This is a genomic window from Gramella jeungdoensis (genome assembly GCF_023805255.1).
Taxonomy (GTDB): domain Bacteria; phylum Bacteroidota; class Bacteroidia; order Flavobacteriales; family Flavobacteriaceae; genus Christiangramia; species Christiangramia jeungdoensis.
In genome coordinates this window covers 70,234-87,573 of the sequence record NZ_JAMSCK010000003.1, presented here as the reverse complement: position 1 = coordinate 87,573, position 17,340 = coordinate 70,234, and the positions used below count along the sequence as shown (strand labels likewise).

At 39.9% G+C, this 17,340-nt stretch carries 12 protein-coding genes; 3 read left to right on the top strand and 9 right to left on the bottom strand.

Translation table 11 applies throughout. From position 1 onward, the window contains the following. Positions 1-53 precede the first annotated feature (53 nt). Together NE848_RS08065 and NE848_RS08060 are read left to right on the top strand one after the other, a co-directional pair. Positions 54-1,604, top strand: a complete 1,551-nt coding sequence (locus tag NE848_RS08065) for a hypothetical protein (protein WP_252112290.1) — start codon at positions 54-56, stop codon at positions 1,602-1,604. Between the two features lie 195 nt (positions 1,605-1,799). Next, positions 1,800-2,705: a gluzincin family metallopeptidase gene (locus NE848_RS08060; RefSeq protein WP_252112288.1), complete on the top strand. Its 906-nt coding sequence runs from the start codon at positions 1,800-1,802 to the stop codon at positions 2,703-2,705. Between the two features lie 136 nt (positions 2,706-2,841). Here NE848_RS08060 and NE848_RS08055 read toward each other — a convergent pair whose 3' ends face one another. The 8 genes from NE848_RS08055 to NE848_RS08020 form a co-directional block, all read right to left on the bottom strand. Next, positions 2,842-3,270: a DUF6616 family protein gene (locus NE848_RS08055; RefSeq protein WP_252112286.1), complete on the bottom strand. Its 429-nt coding sequence runs from the start codon at positions 3,268-3,270 to the stop codon at positions 2,842-2,844. 161 nt (positions 3,271-3,431) lie between these two features. Continuing rightward, positions 3,432-3,692 (bottom strand): hypothetical protein, encoded by a 261-nt coding sequence (locus NE848_RS08050; protein ID WP_252112284.1) that lies wholly within the window; start codon positions 3,690-3,692, stop codon positions 3,432-3,434. A gap of 349 nt (positions 3,693-4,041) precedes the next feature. Next, entirely contained in the window at positions 4,042-5,412 is a 1,371-nt protein-coding gene (locus tag NE848_RS08045) for an Ig-like domain-containing domain (RefSeq protein ID WP_252112282.1), read from the bottom strand. A gap of 43 nt (positions 5,413-5,455) precedes the next feature. Beyond that, complete coding sequence (locus NE848_RS08040; RefSeq protein WP_252112280.1) at positions 5,456-7,243, bottom strand: Ig-like domain-containing domain; 1,788 nt, start codon at positions 7,241-7,243, stop codon at positions 5,456-5,458. A 29-nt stretch (positions 7,244-7,272) separates the two neighbouring features. Further along, positions 7,273-8,754, bottom strand: coding sequence for an SLC13 family permease (locus NE848_RS08035; RefSeq protein WP_252112278.1), 1,482 nt, complete (start codon positions 8,752-8,754; stop codon positions 7,273-7,275). Continuing rightward, a complete protein-coding gene (locus NE848_RS08030) occupies positions 8,754-9,527 on the bottom strand; it encodes an SGNH/GDSL hydrolase family protein (protein WP_252112276.1) in 774 nt (257 codons plus the stop codon). Before NE848_RS08030 ends, NE848_RS08035 begins: the two co-directional genes overlap by 1 nt. A gap of 11 nt (positions 9,528-9,538) precedes the next feature. Continuing rightward, positions 9,539-10,957 carry a SusD/RagB family nutrient-binding outer membrane lipoprotein gene (locus NE848_RS08025; RefSeq protein WP_252112274.1) on the bottom strand — a complete coding sequence of 473 codons (1,419 nt, stop codon included), beginning with the start codon at positions 10,955-10,957 and terminating at the stop codon, positions 9,539-9,541. 13 nt (positions 10,958-10,970) lie between these two features. Next, entirely contained in the window at positions 10,971-14,219 is a 3,249-nt protein-coding gene (locus tag NE848_RS08020) for a SusC/RagA family TonB-linked outer membrane protein (RefSeq protein ID WP_252112272.1), read from the bottom strand. 171 nt (positions 14,220-14,390) lie between these two features. Between NE848_RS08020 and NE848_RS08015 the strand changes: the two genes are divergently transcribed. Continuing rightward, on the top strand, positions 14,391-15,533 hold the full coding sequence (locus NE848_RS08015) for a hypothetical protein (RefSeq protein ID WP_252112270.1): 1,143 nt from the start codon (positions 14,391-14,393) through the stop codon (positions 15,531-15,533). A 1-nt stretch (position 15,534) separates the two neighbouring features. Here the strand turns inward: NE848_RS08015 and pckA are convergent, their stop codons facing one another. Continuing rightward, complete coding sequence (gene pckA, locus NE848_RS08010; RefSeq protein ID WP_252112268.1) at positions 15,535-17,115, bottom strand: phosphoenolpyruvate carboxykinase (ATP); 1,581 nt, start codon at positions 17,113-17,115, stop codon at positions 15,535-15,537. Positions 17,116-17,340: the final 225 nt, after the last annotated feature.

Genomic DNA, 17,340 nt, shown 5'->3' with positions numbered 1-17,340 from the left:
GAATCCAATATTAACCGGCTGGGATCCCTGCGTCTTACCACAAATCAAATTATATGCTAAGAACAAAAATTATTTTATCCCTTCTGGGGATAATGATCATTTTGGGCTGTTCAAAAGATGAACCGTCTGAAAACTTAAAACCTAATCCTGAGGTTAGTGTAGGTGTTTTTATTGATAGTCCCGTGGAAGGACTGTATTATGAGACTCCTTCCCGCAGCGGTTTTACAAATTCAGCAGGTGAATTTGAATACCTCAAAGGGGAAAAAGTGAGTTTTTACGTCGGCGACATTAAATTAGGAAGTGCCATGGCAAAATCTGTGATGACGCCAATAACTATTGCTTCTGTTAAAGGGGCATCCATTTATACTAAAGAAGTGAAGTATATGGCAGCCTTCCTGCAAACACTCGATTTAGATGGAAATCCCAAGAACGGGATAAAACTGATACCCGATGTGGTTAATGCAATAGACCAGCAAAACATCAGCTTCAAACAACCGCAACAGGACCTCATGTTTAATATTGTGAAACTGGTAAAGGAAACAACAGGAATAGAACTTAATGAGGTTTATCCTGAACAGGCAGCATCACATTTGGCAGAAACCCTCGGGGAGAATTATAATTCCTATCAGAACCTTCTTCCTATACTTAAAAGCTGGAGCAACAGTGCCGCGGCTATGTCCAGTTTTGAGTGGTCTACTGTACTTGATGAAGATGGAAAGATTCAAAAATTTATCAGGATGGAGAAATATCCATCCAGGTTATCATCTGAATATGAAATTTTGAGCTTTAATGAAAATGGGTTTCCGGAAAGTTATTTATATAGATCATACATTTCGGGTGAAGTTAATTATTCAGAAAAGGTTGATATAATCTATGACGAGATTGGCCAGATTTCTGGCTTTGACAGGTTCAATATCAACGGTGATAGTTATACTCAATTCGGAAAATTGATGTTTACGGAGTTAGATTCTAATGGTTATGTGCTCACATCAAAGGCATATACTCCTGCCAATGAATTTCAACAACAATGGGTTTACCAGAGATTGGAAAATGGGAACAAGACCTCCGCAATGAGATATTTAACAGAAGAGATCGTAAATGAGGTGAATTATAGTGCCAGAAATGAGTATACTTATACTGATTTTGGTGACCTCCATACCTTGAATCAGTTTTTCCCTGATCGATCAGACAGGTTTAATACCTATTTCTACCGGGAGGATAATACGCTTTCTCAAAGGACAATGGAATTTTCAAATAACATACGAGTATATGATTATTTCTATGATGAAAATGAAGTTCAAAATGCCTTTCATATAACTGAAGGGGAGTGGCGTAGTGAATATGTTGAGTTTTATCCTAATGGAGATTATAAACTTGTAAATACCTATTATAAGGATTGGTTACAGGAAATAGCAGCTTTCGATGAAGAAGGATATGCTATGGTGAAAGTATGGGATTTAGATAAGAGCGGAAGCTTTAAAGTGGAATATAGAACGCCAGATTGGAAGCTATACAAAGCTGAATATTATGACAACGATGGGAATTTATTTAAAACAGAACACTATGATGAAAATGAAGTTTTGATAAATACCGAATATGTATAATTCGAAAATTCCAGTATAGTATAATAAAAAGCCGCTCGCTCGAGTGGCTTTTTTTATTTTGGTAGATATTTATCCTGAATAATTTTTATTACCTGTTAAGCTATTAATCGATATAATTCCTGTTACATCGAGGCTTTTAGGAGCAATAATTTGAAATTCAGTATATTGATTTATAACCAACCAAATCAATACAATATGAATTTTAAAGCACATACTTTATTTCTATTATGTACCCTGGTACTATCCTTTTTAACAACCTATTCCCAAAATAAGACCAGACCCCTGGAAAAAATAAGGGCTTTAGACCTTGATTCATCTAAATATGAGGTGATCGTCTATCATCCCGAAGGAGCTCACGAAAAAGCAAAGGACTTAGGACCTCTTATGGCCGATGCCCTGGAATATTATGAAGAGAACTTTGGAACCGATCTCAATTTCCGTCTTGCCTTACTGGATGAAAATACCTGGCATGCTTTGGATACCGATGTTCCATACGGACTTCCGTTCTATTCGGCGGGTAATACATCTATTGCCATTATCCCTTCGAGGGCAGATGGGGTTGTATATGATTTTATGCTTAAAATAAAAGATAAGGTTTCCCCGGATTTACGGTCTGAAATCTCTGAAATGGGATATTCTTATGAGAAATTCTCAGCAAAAATGCTTGATCTCATTGGTTTTCATGAAATAGGACATGCTTACATGAATGCTTATGGGATCAATGTTACCAATCACTGGTTAAATGAATTTGTAGCGAATTATTTTTCGTATGCCTTTTTGAGGCGAACAAACCCTGACCTTGCAGATCTGTGGGATCTTTCTAACAGGGTTATATTGGATGCCTATAGCCCAATCCATAACAGTTTAGATACATTTAATGAAAAATATGCAGGAGTGGGAGTGGCAGATTATGCCTGGTACCAGTGCATGTTCGAAAAGCGGGCCAACCAACTATTTGATAAAAGAGGTGAAAGGTTTCTCAAAGAGCTCAAGGAGGAATTCCCGGCAGGAGCAGAAGACCTGGACGATAATGAAGCGCTTCTGTCAAGGCTGGAGAAGATCGAGCCTGGGTTTGTGGAATGGAGTGAGGAATTTAAATAATGGAATGAATGAGTGCCAGATCAAAAACAAAGGTCTTGATATTTCAAATTTTCCGCTAATAAAATAAAAGCCACTCAACTGAGTGGCTTTTATTATTTGTGAGGTCTATATCCTCATGCAACTAAGTTTTGGATTTCTATTTTGTTATTTGAATCATATGCTCATTCAGAGCCGGTGGAGGAATAATATTTCCGCTAAAATTTACCTGGTCAAAATATTTCAAAAACCCAGCCTCTTTGGCGGCCTTTTCCAGTTGGTCCGAACTTTCTTTGTTCGGAAATTTCCATACTGCCATAAACTGATAATCCATCCGTTCCCCACCGGTATTATTATTTATTGCAGTCCCAATAATTTGGGCTCCACTCTGCAATGTTCCCATAAGCACTGGATTGATCTTGTTTTCAAAAAACTCAGTTCTTTCCTCTGTAGTTAACTTGTACCATTCGGGTTTTGCTTTCCATATCTCGGTTAGAATATAGCTATTATCTGCCTTGGTATTCTCTTGTGCACAGAGCGTTGAAAAACAGAAAAATGAAACGGATAAGAAAAAAAATAATTTTTTCATTTTAATAATATTTGGTTGATAATTAGGAAAATAAATTGAGTAGGGAATGCTAGAAGATATAAAAAATATTTCGTTTTTCAAATAAACGTAGCATCCAGGATAGCAGCAGTCGTACTAAAATGGCTAGATTGAATTTTCCTGATATATCTATGGCTAGACCTCTATGGAAGAAGTATTCCCTTTAAAGTTTCAGGTTCCAAAGTGTATTTATCCAGAAGCTTTCCAGATACGAAGGCTTTAATATTGATCATTTCAACATTATCGGATATCTCCACCTCCACAAAAAACCTTTCAACAGTGTATAAAGCGAAGTTTTTGTACCTGCCGCTTCTGTATTCAAGGATCTCTCCGGTAAAACTAATGATCTCTTTTTTCTCGCTCTCTGGGAGTCGATTGAATTCCTTTAAGGTGATTAATTCCATTTTAGTAGGGTTTAATGGATGTTTTTATTCTATACAGGGGGAAGTTCATATTATAATAAATGAACATAAGGTCTAAATTATCTGACTAAAGATAAGGCGCGTAATAGTGTAAATTTTATAAATAGCTGTTAACTAGTGTTTTATTTTTGTTAATCATCAGGGGAAATGGGACTGCTAATGGTCTTTCTTATTGCAGAATCCCCGGGATCGCCAAGTTCATGATGAGAATTCAATTTAAAAAGGCTTGCGAATTTGCAGTTCCTGAGGCGTTAACTTTTTTGTGAAAAAATAAAAGAAGCGCCCTGGTTCTGAGCGCCTCTTTAAAAAAAAAACACCTAAGTCTGAAAAATTAATTTGAACTTATTAATTGTTTGAATTCATCAGAATTGAACATGGCACTGGCATCATGCCCAACACCATCAACCTCGATCTTCTGATGATTGTTTTCAGAAGAATAGAAGGTCTCAAAATAAATGAACATATTCCTTCCCCGCTCAAGTCTGTTTGAGCCTAATAGAATCGCAGCACAATCTGTGGTATTAAGGGTTCCTTGGGTTTGGGTATCGTTGGTTCCCAGTAAATAAACAGTATTTCTGGATATTTGCTGCTGCCGGAGATCTTCCTGGGTTATTCCATCTACATAGGCCGGTGCGAATTCATATCCGTAAGGCCAGTAATTGTAACCCGTGCAATCTGCAGGAGTGTAGAATTCACCGGTACTTTCATTATATCGATTTCCGTCAGGATAGTAGAAATACTGGTTGTTTGCCACGACATAGCGAAACTCATAATCGGGATGGCTGGCTTCCGATGTATTCACTATCGCATAATGCTGTGCAAATGCTGCTCCCGAGCTATGCCCGGCAATTGTGATCTTCCTGAGGTTAGGAAACTTTTCCTGGTCGCTCAGATAGTCTATCATCACATCAAGAACTGAAAATGAACTGATATTAACCTGGCTATTCCCTGAATCGCTACCAGTTCTCCAGTCACTACCCCAGAATAATTCTGTATCTGTCGCACCGGATTCTTCTTTGAAATAAGGAGATATAACTAGTGTGTTCTCCAACATTCCGACATCACCAAGGGAATTGGTCATATATCGAAAATAATTATCGGCATCCCGGTTTTGCCCGTGAACTGAAAAGACGACTTCCTCGATTTCTTCCCATACATAATCGGTATCAGAAACTATGTCGAATGTACTGTAGAACTCAAAAGAAAAGCCTTCAGTGATCTCCAGTTGCTGCATACAGTCTAGGGTAGCCGAAGTACAGGGTGACTTTGTCTCTTCTGCTTCGGTTGTGGTAAAGCTCCTTGAAAACTGAGTGGATAGCACTTCGCCATTATTTCCAATTGTCGTTGTATTAATGCTTATGTTATAGGAGGAGTTAGGATTAAGGCCTGAATAGGATATAATCGCTTTCGAGCCTGCGCTGGTCAGGCTAATGTCATAAGTTGCTTCTCCCTGGGAATCTGAAAATGAAAATGCTTCCGCAAATTCTTCAGAATTCAGAGTGCTGGAAAAGGCGATTTCTATGCTTCCATCCAGCGGAACATTGGACATATCATTACTCAGATTTGAGCCATTGATCCTTACCGAACTAATTGTCAGTTCCTCTTGCGGCGGATCTGAGTCGTCGGTATCGCAGCTTATAAAAAGCAAGGCGATTATTAATGATTTCAGGATCTGAAATGATATGTTTGGTTTTTTCATCATGTTTTTTTAGAGCGGGAGACAGAGCTCCCGCTCGTGACTAATTCTACTCACAAAGTGGATATACGCAACTGGAATTTTGAGTGGTGGTTGAACCTGCGGCACAATCTATCCCGCCAACGGTCCAATCACCATTGATCTTATAGGCCCAGGATCCTGAGTATTCCCAGATTTCTCCTGTCCCATCCACATTGGCATCTCCATAAGTTTCAACTACGGTCTCGCCATTGAAAAGCTCGACACCGTCATCTCCATTCTGGTTCATGGAATCTGATTCGAACACATGTTCAAATTCATCCATGCATCCACCAAAATAGGCTGCTATGGTGCCCGGTTCTCTGGCGAGCAAAATGTCATCACCTTCTTCAACAGCTATTTGTGGGAATACGTATTCCACGCCATCGGTTCCACCACCATTATTGGTGATTCCAACACCATAGATGCTAAGGTCTTCAATATCCTTATTCGCTTTAAAGTGTACGGCTTTTCCACCGTTCGTACCACTGCCATCCCAAAGTATGGCCAGTGCTCCCTTAAGCTCAAGAGCTTCTTTACAAATTGGATATGGACAGGATGACTGGCTGTTAAGAGAAGCTCCAACGCTGCAATCAACACCGCCATAAGTCCATTCCCTGCCTATTTTATAAGCCCAGGAACCTGAATATTCCCATTCTAAACCAGTTCCGTCAACATCAGCATCTCCGTAAACCTCGATAACGGTTTCCCCATTATAAAGCTCTATCGCGTCATCGCCGCTCTGGCTGATCGAATTGTTAGATTCGAGTATTACTGCAAATTCATCGGTGCAATTTTCGAAATAAGCCGATAATGCTTCCGGATTACGGGCAACGAGGACATTATCCCCTTCAGAAAGTGAGATCGCCGGGAAGGTATATTCAGGGCCATCGGTTCCACCTCCGTTATTTGCAACCCCAATACTGTAGATACTAAGATCTGCGATATCGGCATTGGCAACCACATGAACCGCTTTACCATCGTTGGTGTCAGAACCATCCCATGTAAGTGCCATAACACCTTTAAGGGAAAGTGGAGGTAGTTCTTCTGTAATATTTATCTCCACCATCGTATTATCATTATCGGTCGCATTCTCGATTGAAGCAACACTTATGATCACTGACTCGTTATCATCATTTTCCTGGTCTGGAGTTGTAGTAAGATCGAATGTAGTGGAAAGTTCACCTGCAGGAATCACCAGTTCAGTGCTGCTCACTGAATAATCGGTGTCTAAGGTAGCTGAGCCACCAAAATCAAGAACTACCGTTACATCTTCATCGGTATCCTTATCCAGTTCTGCAGTGATCGTTATGGTCTCGGCACTTTCTTTTACCTTATCGGCTTCTGAAGACAGTTTAATCACCGGAGGCACATAAGCTGCGGTTCTGAAATTGATGTTCACCGGTTCTTCTAAAGCTTCTCCTTTAGTGCCATATTCTCCTGCGGGGAGCGCAATCGTGTAACCGGTTTCATATTCAAACCGATCGTTTGGAGTTATGGTAACTATCGAATTGGAATTTGAAAACTCCAGGCTGTAGTCGGCGTTTCCTCCTTCAGAATTCACCTGAAGTGCTGAACTCAGCGCTTCAGTATTCAAACTGTGAGAAAATACCAGGGTTAAATTTGATTCCACAGGAATATTATCGGCCCCATCCATCAAATCATCTTCACCAATATTCTGTTTTAGCAGCCTAAGAACTCCGTCATCCTTAACAGCTATGTCATCATCATTGGAACAGGCTGCGAAAGCCAGTAAGATGAAGATAAAGACACCGGAACTCAAAAGTGCTCTCGTTTTAAATTTTATAATTGTTTCCATTATTTAATGTTTTAGAGAGTTATTCTATTTTATGGTTGTTTTTTTAGTACAAATTCTTCACTGAATCCAAAAGGATCAAAATCCCAAAGGATAGGTAGCATTAGGTAGACCATCACTGTAAGGATGAGAACTGAGATGAGATTCATCCAGATACCAGTCTTTACCATGTCTGGGATCCTTAGGTACCCTGAACCGAACACCACCGCATTTGGCGGAGTCGCCACCGGCAACATGAAGGCACAAGAGGCTGCCACCGTTGTTGCTACCAGTAACATATAGGGATTCAGGTCTAGTTTTAATGCGATAGGGGCCAGAATGGGCAGAAGCATCGCTGTTGTCGCCAGGTTTGATGTAAGTTCTGTGATGAAATTCACACTGAAAATTACGATCAATACCAGAAGTAGTAGTGGTAGTGCCTGGAGCAGGGTCATCTGCAGCCCAAACCATTCAGCCAGACCCGTAACCTCAAATCCTGAAGCGAGGGCCATACCACCACCAAATAGGAGAATAATTCCCCAAGGCATTTTTACGGCTTCCTTCCATTTAATAATTCTTTTACCTTCACTTCCAGAACCTATCGTGAAAAGGGTAATTCCCGCGATCATCGCAATAATGGTATCATCTATTCCAGGCAGGAATTTTTCCAGTATAAATGAGCGAGTGATCCAGCAGAAAGCCGTGATGATAAAAACGCTCATTACGATCTTTTCTTCCCTTTTCATAGGGCCCAATTCAGCGATCAATTTTTGAATTTCCTGTTTCCCGCCGGGGAATTCTTTCTGTTTAAAATTGAAGGCTACATGGGTTAAATAATACCATGAGATAATAAGTAGTAAAACAGATATTGGTAGACCGAATTTCAGCCACTGAAAAAAGGTGATATCTATATTGTATATCTCCTGAATATATCCGGCAAAGACCAGGTTAGGCGGTGTGCCTATAAGGGTTGCGACACCTCCAATAGATGCACTGTAAGCGATACTTAACATCAGGGCTTTTCCGAAGATCTTATTCTCATCTTCCGCGGTGGAAGGATTATCCTTAAGTTGTGAAACGATAGACATCCCTATGGGAAGCATCATCACCGATGTAGCGGTATTTGATATCCACATAGAGAGGAATGCCGTTGCCACCATAAAACCAAGAATGATATTCTTTACATTGGTTCCTATTAATTTGATAATATGGAGTGCTATACGTTTATGAAGGTTCCATTTCTCTATTGCGATCGCAAGCATAAATCCGCCCATATAAAGGAAAATATATTTGTGGCCGTAAGAAGCGGTCGTGGTTGAAAGCTCAAGTGCTCCCGTTAATGGAAATAGAACAATTGGGAGTAAGGCAGTTACAGCGATAGGTACTGCTTCTGTCACCCACCATAAAGCAATCCAGATGGTAGCGCATAAAACGTCGTAAGCCGCGTCTGGCATGCCCTCAGGTCCGCCAATGCTTTGAAGTGCAAGAAATAATACCGGCCCAAGTGCTAAAAAAATATTTTTCCGAACCTTCATTAATGTGTCTCTTTAAATGATTCCATGTCAAAGTCTTCCACCAGTTGCCTTAGAAAAGCTCCGGTTTCAGGGAGAACAAAATTCAAATACAACATGTCTCCGTCAGAATCTGTGGTTTTTAATCGGTTCGGAATATCTTTAACAGATTTGCCTGTGAGATATTTATAGTAAATAAGGGCTACAAGGTAAGACCCGTCAGATGAAGGATGTTTATCATCAAAGTACATCTTCAGGTCTGGCCTCGCTTTTTGAGCCTGCATGAAAATGGTTCCCACGGGAACTACGTTCACACCGGTCTCTTTTCCAAGTTTTATATAGGAATTGCCAATAGTTTCCTGCATTAACGGATTGGAATCATAAGCCCAGGTCATTGAAAGCAGGGGAGTGGCATCTTTTTCCTTTACAAGCTCAATGAGCTTGGTGGCATAAGTAGTAAACCTTTCAGGTGCATCTATGGTACTCATACTATGATCCTGAAGCACCACATAGTCCCAGCTTTCATTTTCTAGCATATTCCGGCTATTGGTTTCCTTTTCTTTCTTCCAGTGTTGTTCAAGGTTACTGCCGCCTACAGTAGATTGCGAGGTTTGCAGTTTTACACCCTGATCTTTCGCCATAGCTTCGACCATCTGGGGCATATTCCAGAAATAGGTGAAACTATTTCCAACAAACAGAATTTTATCTGCCTGCTTTTCCTGGCTGAACAATACAGCCGGAAGAAAAAGTAATATGATAGATAGACGCAGTAAACGTCGGGCATTATTTCTCTTCATTTCTGTCATTATCATGAATTGATATCTGTAGGTTCAAAAAAGTCTGGAATTGGGTTTGGGACGTTTTCATTCCTGTCTATTTCAGTTTGGGGGATTAGAAAACGCTGAGGCAACTGGTTACCTGTATTAGGCTCTACCGGAACCCTTACGTTACTTTCATTAAGAGTTCTTCGCATGTCATTGAATGGTTCAATAAGTCCGAAAAGTGTAACATATCTTTCTTCCAGGATCTCTCTTAATAAGGCATCTTCGGGACTCAGTCCGTCAGGGTTTTCAATGCCTCCTGAAGCGAAATCTGCGGCTGTATAAGCTTCATAATTAAGATTAGCCGGGTCAATATTCATCAAATATCCACCACCATCCATAAAGGCCCTGAAATTATTGAGCGCATCCAGTCCGGCGTCAAATCCCTGCGATCTTAATGCTGATTCGGCAAGTATCAGAAGATTTTCCTGGTAAGTTACCAGTGGAGCGGGAGCTGTTTGCGCTGCAAAACCATCTTCAATATTCGGCTGAACTCCTACGCTGGTAATATTGAAGAGATAGTTAAATCTCGCTGTTTCGTCGGTTTTAGAGTTTCCGCGATAATTTTCGGGCATCGGGTTTTCCGATCCGGGTTGCACCAAACTGGTCATAAAATCAGAAACTACCACATCGGCCTGTCTAACTGCGACAGCAAATAACTGATAATTTAAATTTGAATTTTCAGCCGCTGTACCGTGTGGAGCGTACATGCTGTTCTCCATAGAACTTATTCCATTTTGTGCAGCCTGATAAGCTAAATCGTATTGTTTTGTAACTAAATAAAATCTTGCTTTTAGAGTATAGGCGGATTCGATCCACTTATTTGGGGCACCATCATAATAAATATCAGAACCTCCTGCCGGACGTCCACCTCCGGTTTGCAAATTAGCAATAGCCTCGTCCAGGCGATCCTGGATTTTCTGAAATACGGCAGGCTGATCTTCATAAGCAGGATTCATATTCTCAATATCGCCAGCTTCATCATAAGGAACATCTCCATAAAGTGAAGCTGCAGTCCCAATAATATATGCCTGTAAAACCTGGGTAATTCCAAGGCTTACAGGACCAATATTATCATCTATCGCAACAGTTTCAGCAACAACTGCATTTCTATATGCATTTACATAGAGATCATACCATAAAGCATTAAAAGTACTGGTAGTTACATTGTATTCTGATAAACTCAGGTGCTGGCGGTCTAATCCTGTGTATTGTCCGGCAAAAAGGGCAGACCTTCTTGCTGTTTCCCCACTCTGTACAAGAAGATTTCCAACTTCAGCACCTGTTAGGATACTACCAAATGTACTTTCTGTAATATTATTAGGGTCGTCATTAATGCCATCTACCAGGTCGCTACACGAGAGCTGAAAGCTTACAACAAGTATTAAAATTATAATTCGTTTCATGTTGTTGATAGTTTTAAAATTTTACGTTAAGATTTACCAGATATGATTTTGTTCCCGGGTTGTTGAAATAGTCAATACCACGAGCTGCACTAATCCCGGAAAGGTTGGTATCTGGATCATTACCTTCAAACTCTGTCCATAAAAACAGGTTTCTTCCGGTTAATGTAAGTTCTATAGATTGAAGTTTTGTGGTTTTTTTTAGCCATTGGGAATCCCATAAATAACCCAGACTTAATTCACGAAGCCTTGTCCAGGAACCATCTTCAATATAAAGTTCATCAGTCCCTCCACCAAAAAATCCTCCTTCACCATTATACCATGATTCGGTAAGTGCTACAGGTCCTCCACCAAAATCCTGAATATTTCCACGGAAGGTTTCACCTATATTGATCACATTACCTGCTGAAGTCACATAATTTCGTTCAGCAGTAACTCTGTTAGCTGTATCGTACCATCTACCCAGATCACGAAGTACAGATTTTGTTCCAGCGAAAATATCGGCTCCCTGATAGGTTTCCAGCAATGCTGAAAGTCTAAAATTTTTGTATTTAATAGAAGTAGACAATGCTCCCTGCCAATCTGGATTGGGATCCCCAATCACACCAACTTCCTGATCTTGTATAGGAAATCCATTTTCATCTAAAGCATAATTACCTTCTTCATCCCTTAAAACTCTCGAACCCCAAAGTACACCTAGTGGCTCACCTTTAACCGCTCTGGAAGAAACTGCTGCCAGTCCTCCTAAATCGAATGATTCTATACCAACTAGGTCGGTAACTTTATTCTCTACAGTGGTGAAATTTGAGTTAATGCTCCATGAGAAATCATCTGTCAGGATTATTTGATATCCTAAATCTAACTCGAGCCCTTTATTCTCAATTTCTGCTCCATTAGCATAAATGGAACTGTAACCGGTTGAGTTGGGTAAAGGAAAATCTAAAAGGACGTCCTCGGTTTTATTATCGAAATAAGTAGCACTAAATCGAAGTTTATCCTGAAGGAATCTAAGATCTACTCCAAATTCAACTTCTTTTTTTCTTTCAGGTCTTAGTGCGTTATTTCCTCTACTAGCAGCTGGAATGAACGCTCCATTTCCGAATAGGGTCAAATCGAGGTCACCACCAAGACTATCGCCAAATGAAGGTGAAACGAATATATTGGAAGTATTATAACGAGAGGGTTGCACCCCAACCTCACCATAAGAAGCTCTTAATTTACCGAATGAAAGTACATCGTCATTGATGTCCAGAAGCTTGGTGAACTGCCATGCCAGTGACGCCGATGGAAAAGCGAAAGTATTATCTACATTATTCCCGAAGGTAGAGGCTGATTCTACCCTGATAGTTCCCGTGAAATATAACATTTCAAGGGCATTAAGAGATAGGGAGGAATAGACCGCTGCGGTTCTTTCATGGCCTTCAGTACTTGTAACCGATCTGTTTTCAGGCAATGCATTGTCTATATCACGAATTCCGCTATCTACATCTACAAACTGAATGAAATTTCTTGCGGACGCTCCCTCAACACTTCTTGATTTTGAATTATAGTTGAATCCCGCAAGGAAAATACCACCAAAATCATCACTTACGTTAAACTGAGATTTGGCGATATAATCCATATTGAAAATGGTGTTGGTAGCAATAGAATTATCTATAAGGCCTGAACGATAGGCACCAGCAGCAGATCCAGGGGTAAAGAATTCATCTCGTTCTTCACTATAATGGTCAAGACCAACTCTTGCGATAAGGTCCAGCCAACTCATTGGTTCTGCCGTAAGTTCAAAATTGGTGATAAAACGGTCTACCTTTGCTTCATTTTCCTGTTCATTTATGGTCCATAATGGGTTGTTATAAGTCGGTGATCCATCGGCTCCCAAGGGTTCACGATAAGATCTTTGTCTGTCTGAAACCGGAGAAGCTTCTGGACCAGAATAGTAGTTACCTCGGTAACCTGAGATATCAAAATCTGTCGGGTTCCTTAACAGTCCTAGATATAAACCTGAAGAACTTGCACCTTTTCTAATTCTGTTGGAGTTTGTTCGGGCATAAGTTGAACTAAAGTCCAGACTCAATACCTCATTAAATTTATGTTTCGCGTTTAAACGCGTTGTAGTTCTTCTGTAATCAGAATTATTTTTAATAATACCCTGTTGATCAAGATCACTTATACTGAAGAAAACTGAACTTTTTGCGCTTCCTCCACTAAGGCTAATATTATTTTCCCAGAAATAACCATTGTCGAATACCTTGTCGAAATTTGACTCATCATAAGTTTGCTGTGAATTCTTGTTTATGATAGGGTAATAGATACGCCCATCCTGGTCTTCATAGAATTCTCCTGAAGTGTCAAAGTCATCCTGGCCACCGGGACGATCGGCAATGAGGTCTCCATAAGAATCCCTCGCGCGCTGATCATAAACTCCATTATCGCCCTGTCCGTATTCATTCTGTAATGGATACTTCTGATTGATCACATCATAAGAAAAGGTAGTGGAATAATTTATCTGAAGGCCCTGGTTATAGCTACCGTCTTTAGTGGTAATGATCACAACACCACCAAGGGCCTGTGTCCCCCACAAGGCGGCTGCTGAAGCACCCTTTAATACCGAAATAGATTCAATATCGTTCGGGTTAATATCGTTTAGCCTGGATTCCTGACTAACCCCACTTCTATCAGAATTTCCACGAACATCATTACTGATAGGAACGCCATCTACAACAATAAGTGGCTGGCTGTTTCTGGTTATGGAAGACAATCCTCTGATTTGAATATAGGCCCCGGCTCCGGGATCACCTGAATTCCTGCTAATCCGTACTCCTGAGGATTTACCCGATAATCCATTTAATAAAGTGGCTTCTCCAGATTCGCTAACGGTTTCCCCTTCTACGGTAGAACTGGCATAACCTAACTCATCTCGTTTTTCTTTGAAGCCAAGAGAGTTGATCACTACGCTTTCCAGCGACTCGACATCTTCTTCCAGAACAACATCTATATTAGTGTCATCCCCAACGCTAACCACTTTTCTTTTAAAGCCGAGATAGCTAAATGTTAGCGAAGCATCTTCATTCGAAATCGATATCGTAAATTTGCCATCAAAATCGGTCGCTGTTCCGTTTTGGGTATCGGTTTCTAAAACCGTTACTCCGGCGAGTGGCATGCCATATTGATCTTTAACAGTTCCTGTAACCTGTTGCTGACTAAACGCAACCTGAGAAAAGCAAAAGAGTAAGAGCAAAAAAGATTTAGTAAATAAATATTTCATTGGAATTGGTTTTTTTTAAGTACTGGTTAATTAATTGTACCTTTAGGATCTGTTATTATAACCTTAAAAAACTGTTACGTTTGTTAGCAATTATATAAAATGATAACCATATAATTGTCACTTTAATAATTTTTAATGATTTTTATCGAATTTTATTGATTAAAGCCTAAAATGAACCAGGAAAATACTACCCCTTATCATAAAGAATTTGTTTCAAAGCTTGAGACTAAGTATGGTCAGTTTGATTCTGGGAAGAATAAGTTTGAATCTACTAGCAATTCCCGAATCGCCAGGGACCTTTGCTATAGCGATTCCCAGTTTTCCAGGCTCATCAATAACACTGCTTCTGAAGGGGAATTTCAAAGAGCCTTAAGAAATGTCAACCGTTTATTAAATGAAGCCAGGCTCCAAAAGGAGTATGGATCACCAGAAAATGTTGGTGTACGGGCTGAAAGAAACTGGGTAGTTTATATTCTTGGGCTGGCATTTATTATTCTACTGGCCTATATGTTATTCTTATATTCCAGAGACACCGGTGAAAATCTGATTACAAAGGAATCTCCCCGATATGAGATGTTAAAATGGAGTTTTGAGAATAAATATATCATGCCGTACGTAAAACTTAAGGAACTTCCGGCTGACTGTAATTACCCATGTTATAAATATCAGGGAAAGTGGATTTTAAAGAATGAATACAAGATGCCATTTTTCAGGGAAAGGAACGGGTTTCACTATGTAGCGAAGGATGCCGTGATGTATGCCAGGTGCATGGATGAAAGTAGTGACGATGGGAAAAATTTTGAAGGTTATGAGTATCAGCTACATGAAATATGGTATGATAAGAGGGAGCTTCCCATAGATTCGTTTTTGATGGCCGATAACAGGACCAGGATCAGAGAATCTTATAAAAATTCAGATTTTGCCACTGACGATAATTTTGTGAAAATTGCCTATGTACATACCTTTTTCAGAAATGGATTTTCCATAGACAGCACTGTGATAAACAGAAAGGGAAAGGCTATTGGAAGGGATATCGAATTTCTGCCCGAAGAAACTCTTATGGTAAATATAGAATCGGAAAAACTGGTGGACGAACTTAAAAGTGAGATAAACGCGATAGCAAAGAACCGATTGGAGGATTTCTCTAAGCCAATCAGCTGCCAGCCATCAAAGGTGCCTAATACAGACTTTCATTATATTGATAAAGGTGATGAACTGAGTTTTAAATGTCAGTTCACCACCGGAAGGTTTTTGATTGATTATGAAAAGATCTTTGTTCTGGACGATCAATACATTAACAATATTTGCAGATAGCTTAAAAATCGAATCTCTGAGGTCCACCTCTTCTTATGTCCTCATTGGCATATGATTCGAATTTTTCGAAATTTTTCCTGAAAGCATTAGAAAGTTTGAAAGCTTCGGTATAGTATGCCTTATCATCGTTCCATGTTGCTCTTGGGCTTAAGACCTTATCAGGAACTCCGGGACAGCTTCTGGGTTGGGCCACACCAAACACCGAATGTATATGGTATTTTTCGTAAGAATACCTGGTGTCCAGTTTTCCGTCCAGGATGGCATTCACCATAGCTCTGGTGTATTTCAGTTTTATTCTTTCCCCAACACCATAGGCTCCGCCGGTCCAGCCTGTATTGATAAGCCAGACGTTAACACCGCTTTTATCTATTTTTTCGCTGAGCATTTCGGCATAAACCGTTGGATGTAAAGGCATGAATGGTGCTCCAAAGCAGGCTGAAAATGAAGGTGCCGGCTCTGTAATTCCGGCTTCGGTACCTGCAATCTTTGATGTGTATCCTGAAATGAAATGATAGGCCGCCTGGCTGGAAGTAAGCTTGGAAACAGGAGGTAATACTCCAAAGGCATCAGCAGTGAGGAAAAATATGTTTTTCGGGTTACTACCTACCGAGGGCGTCTGGATATTCTTAATATGATCTATGGGGTAGCTTACTCTGGTATTCTGAGTTATGGAGGTATCGGTATAATCTACCTCACCATCCTTAATCATGACGTTTTCAAGAAGCGCTCCCTTTTTGATAGCGTTATAGATATCCGGTTCCGACTCTTTTCTTAGGTTGATCACCTTTGCATAGCAGCCACCTTCAAAGTTGAATATTTTATCATCTGGCGTCCACCCATGCTCGTCATCCCCAATAAGTTTTCGGTTGGGATCTGCGGAAAGAGTGGTCTTTCCAGTGCCCGACAGGCCAAAGAAAATAGCTGTATCTCCATCCCGCCCTACATTAGCAGAACAGTGCATTGGGAGTACATGGTGTTGTACCGGTAGTATGAAATTGAGAGCTGAAAATATTCCTTTTTTGATCTCCCCGGTGTAACCCGTACCCCCGATAAGAACCGTCTTCTCCTTAAAATTGATAACTGCGAAATTGGACTGTCTGGTTCCGTGTATTTGTGGATTTGCCATAAATCCGGGGGCATCAATAACCGTCCATTCCTTTTTGAAGTTTTCAATTTCTGATGGATCTGGTCTTAAAAACATGTTGTAAGCAAATAGATTTGACCAGGAGTATTCGGTAATTACTTCAAGGTTAAGTCGGTAGTCTTTAAGGGCCCCGGCGTATGCATATCTTTTATATACTTTTTTCCCCTTTAGATATTGCAGCAGGTCTTCTCTAAGTTTGAAAAAATATTCGGATTGAATAGGTTGATTTATACTACCCCAATCCACTTTTTCTTCAGTGATCTCATCTTTAACAATAAACCTGTCTTTCGGGGATCTTCCCGTATACTTCCCCGTATTTATGGCAATACTTCCCGAATCGGTCAATTGCCCTTCATTGTTATCAATAATTATATCGGTTAATTGTTCAGGATCAGGCTGAAATAATACCTTAGAGTCTGATAAAACATCTGATTTCATGAGATAAGTTTTGTTAATAATTCAGCAATATGACTAAAAATATATTAAAAAATAGGTCTTTAGTGTTTTTTATTGAATTTTATTAATATTTAGTGGATTTTCTTATTTCAGATTTGAATAATCCAATTTCTAAAAATGGACCCAATTAGTCTCTTTCGATTTAAAAGAAGCTGGAAAAGAAAACTTTCTTAAGCATTAATAATTTTATAGAGCTAATATTTCATG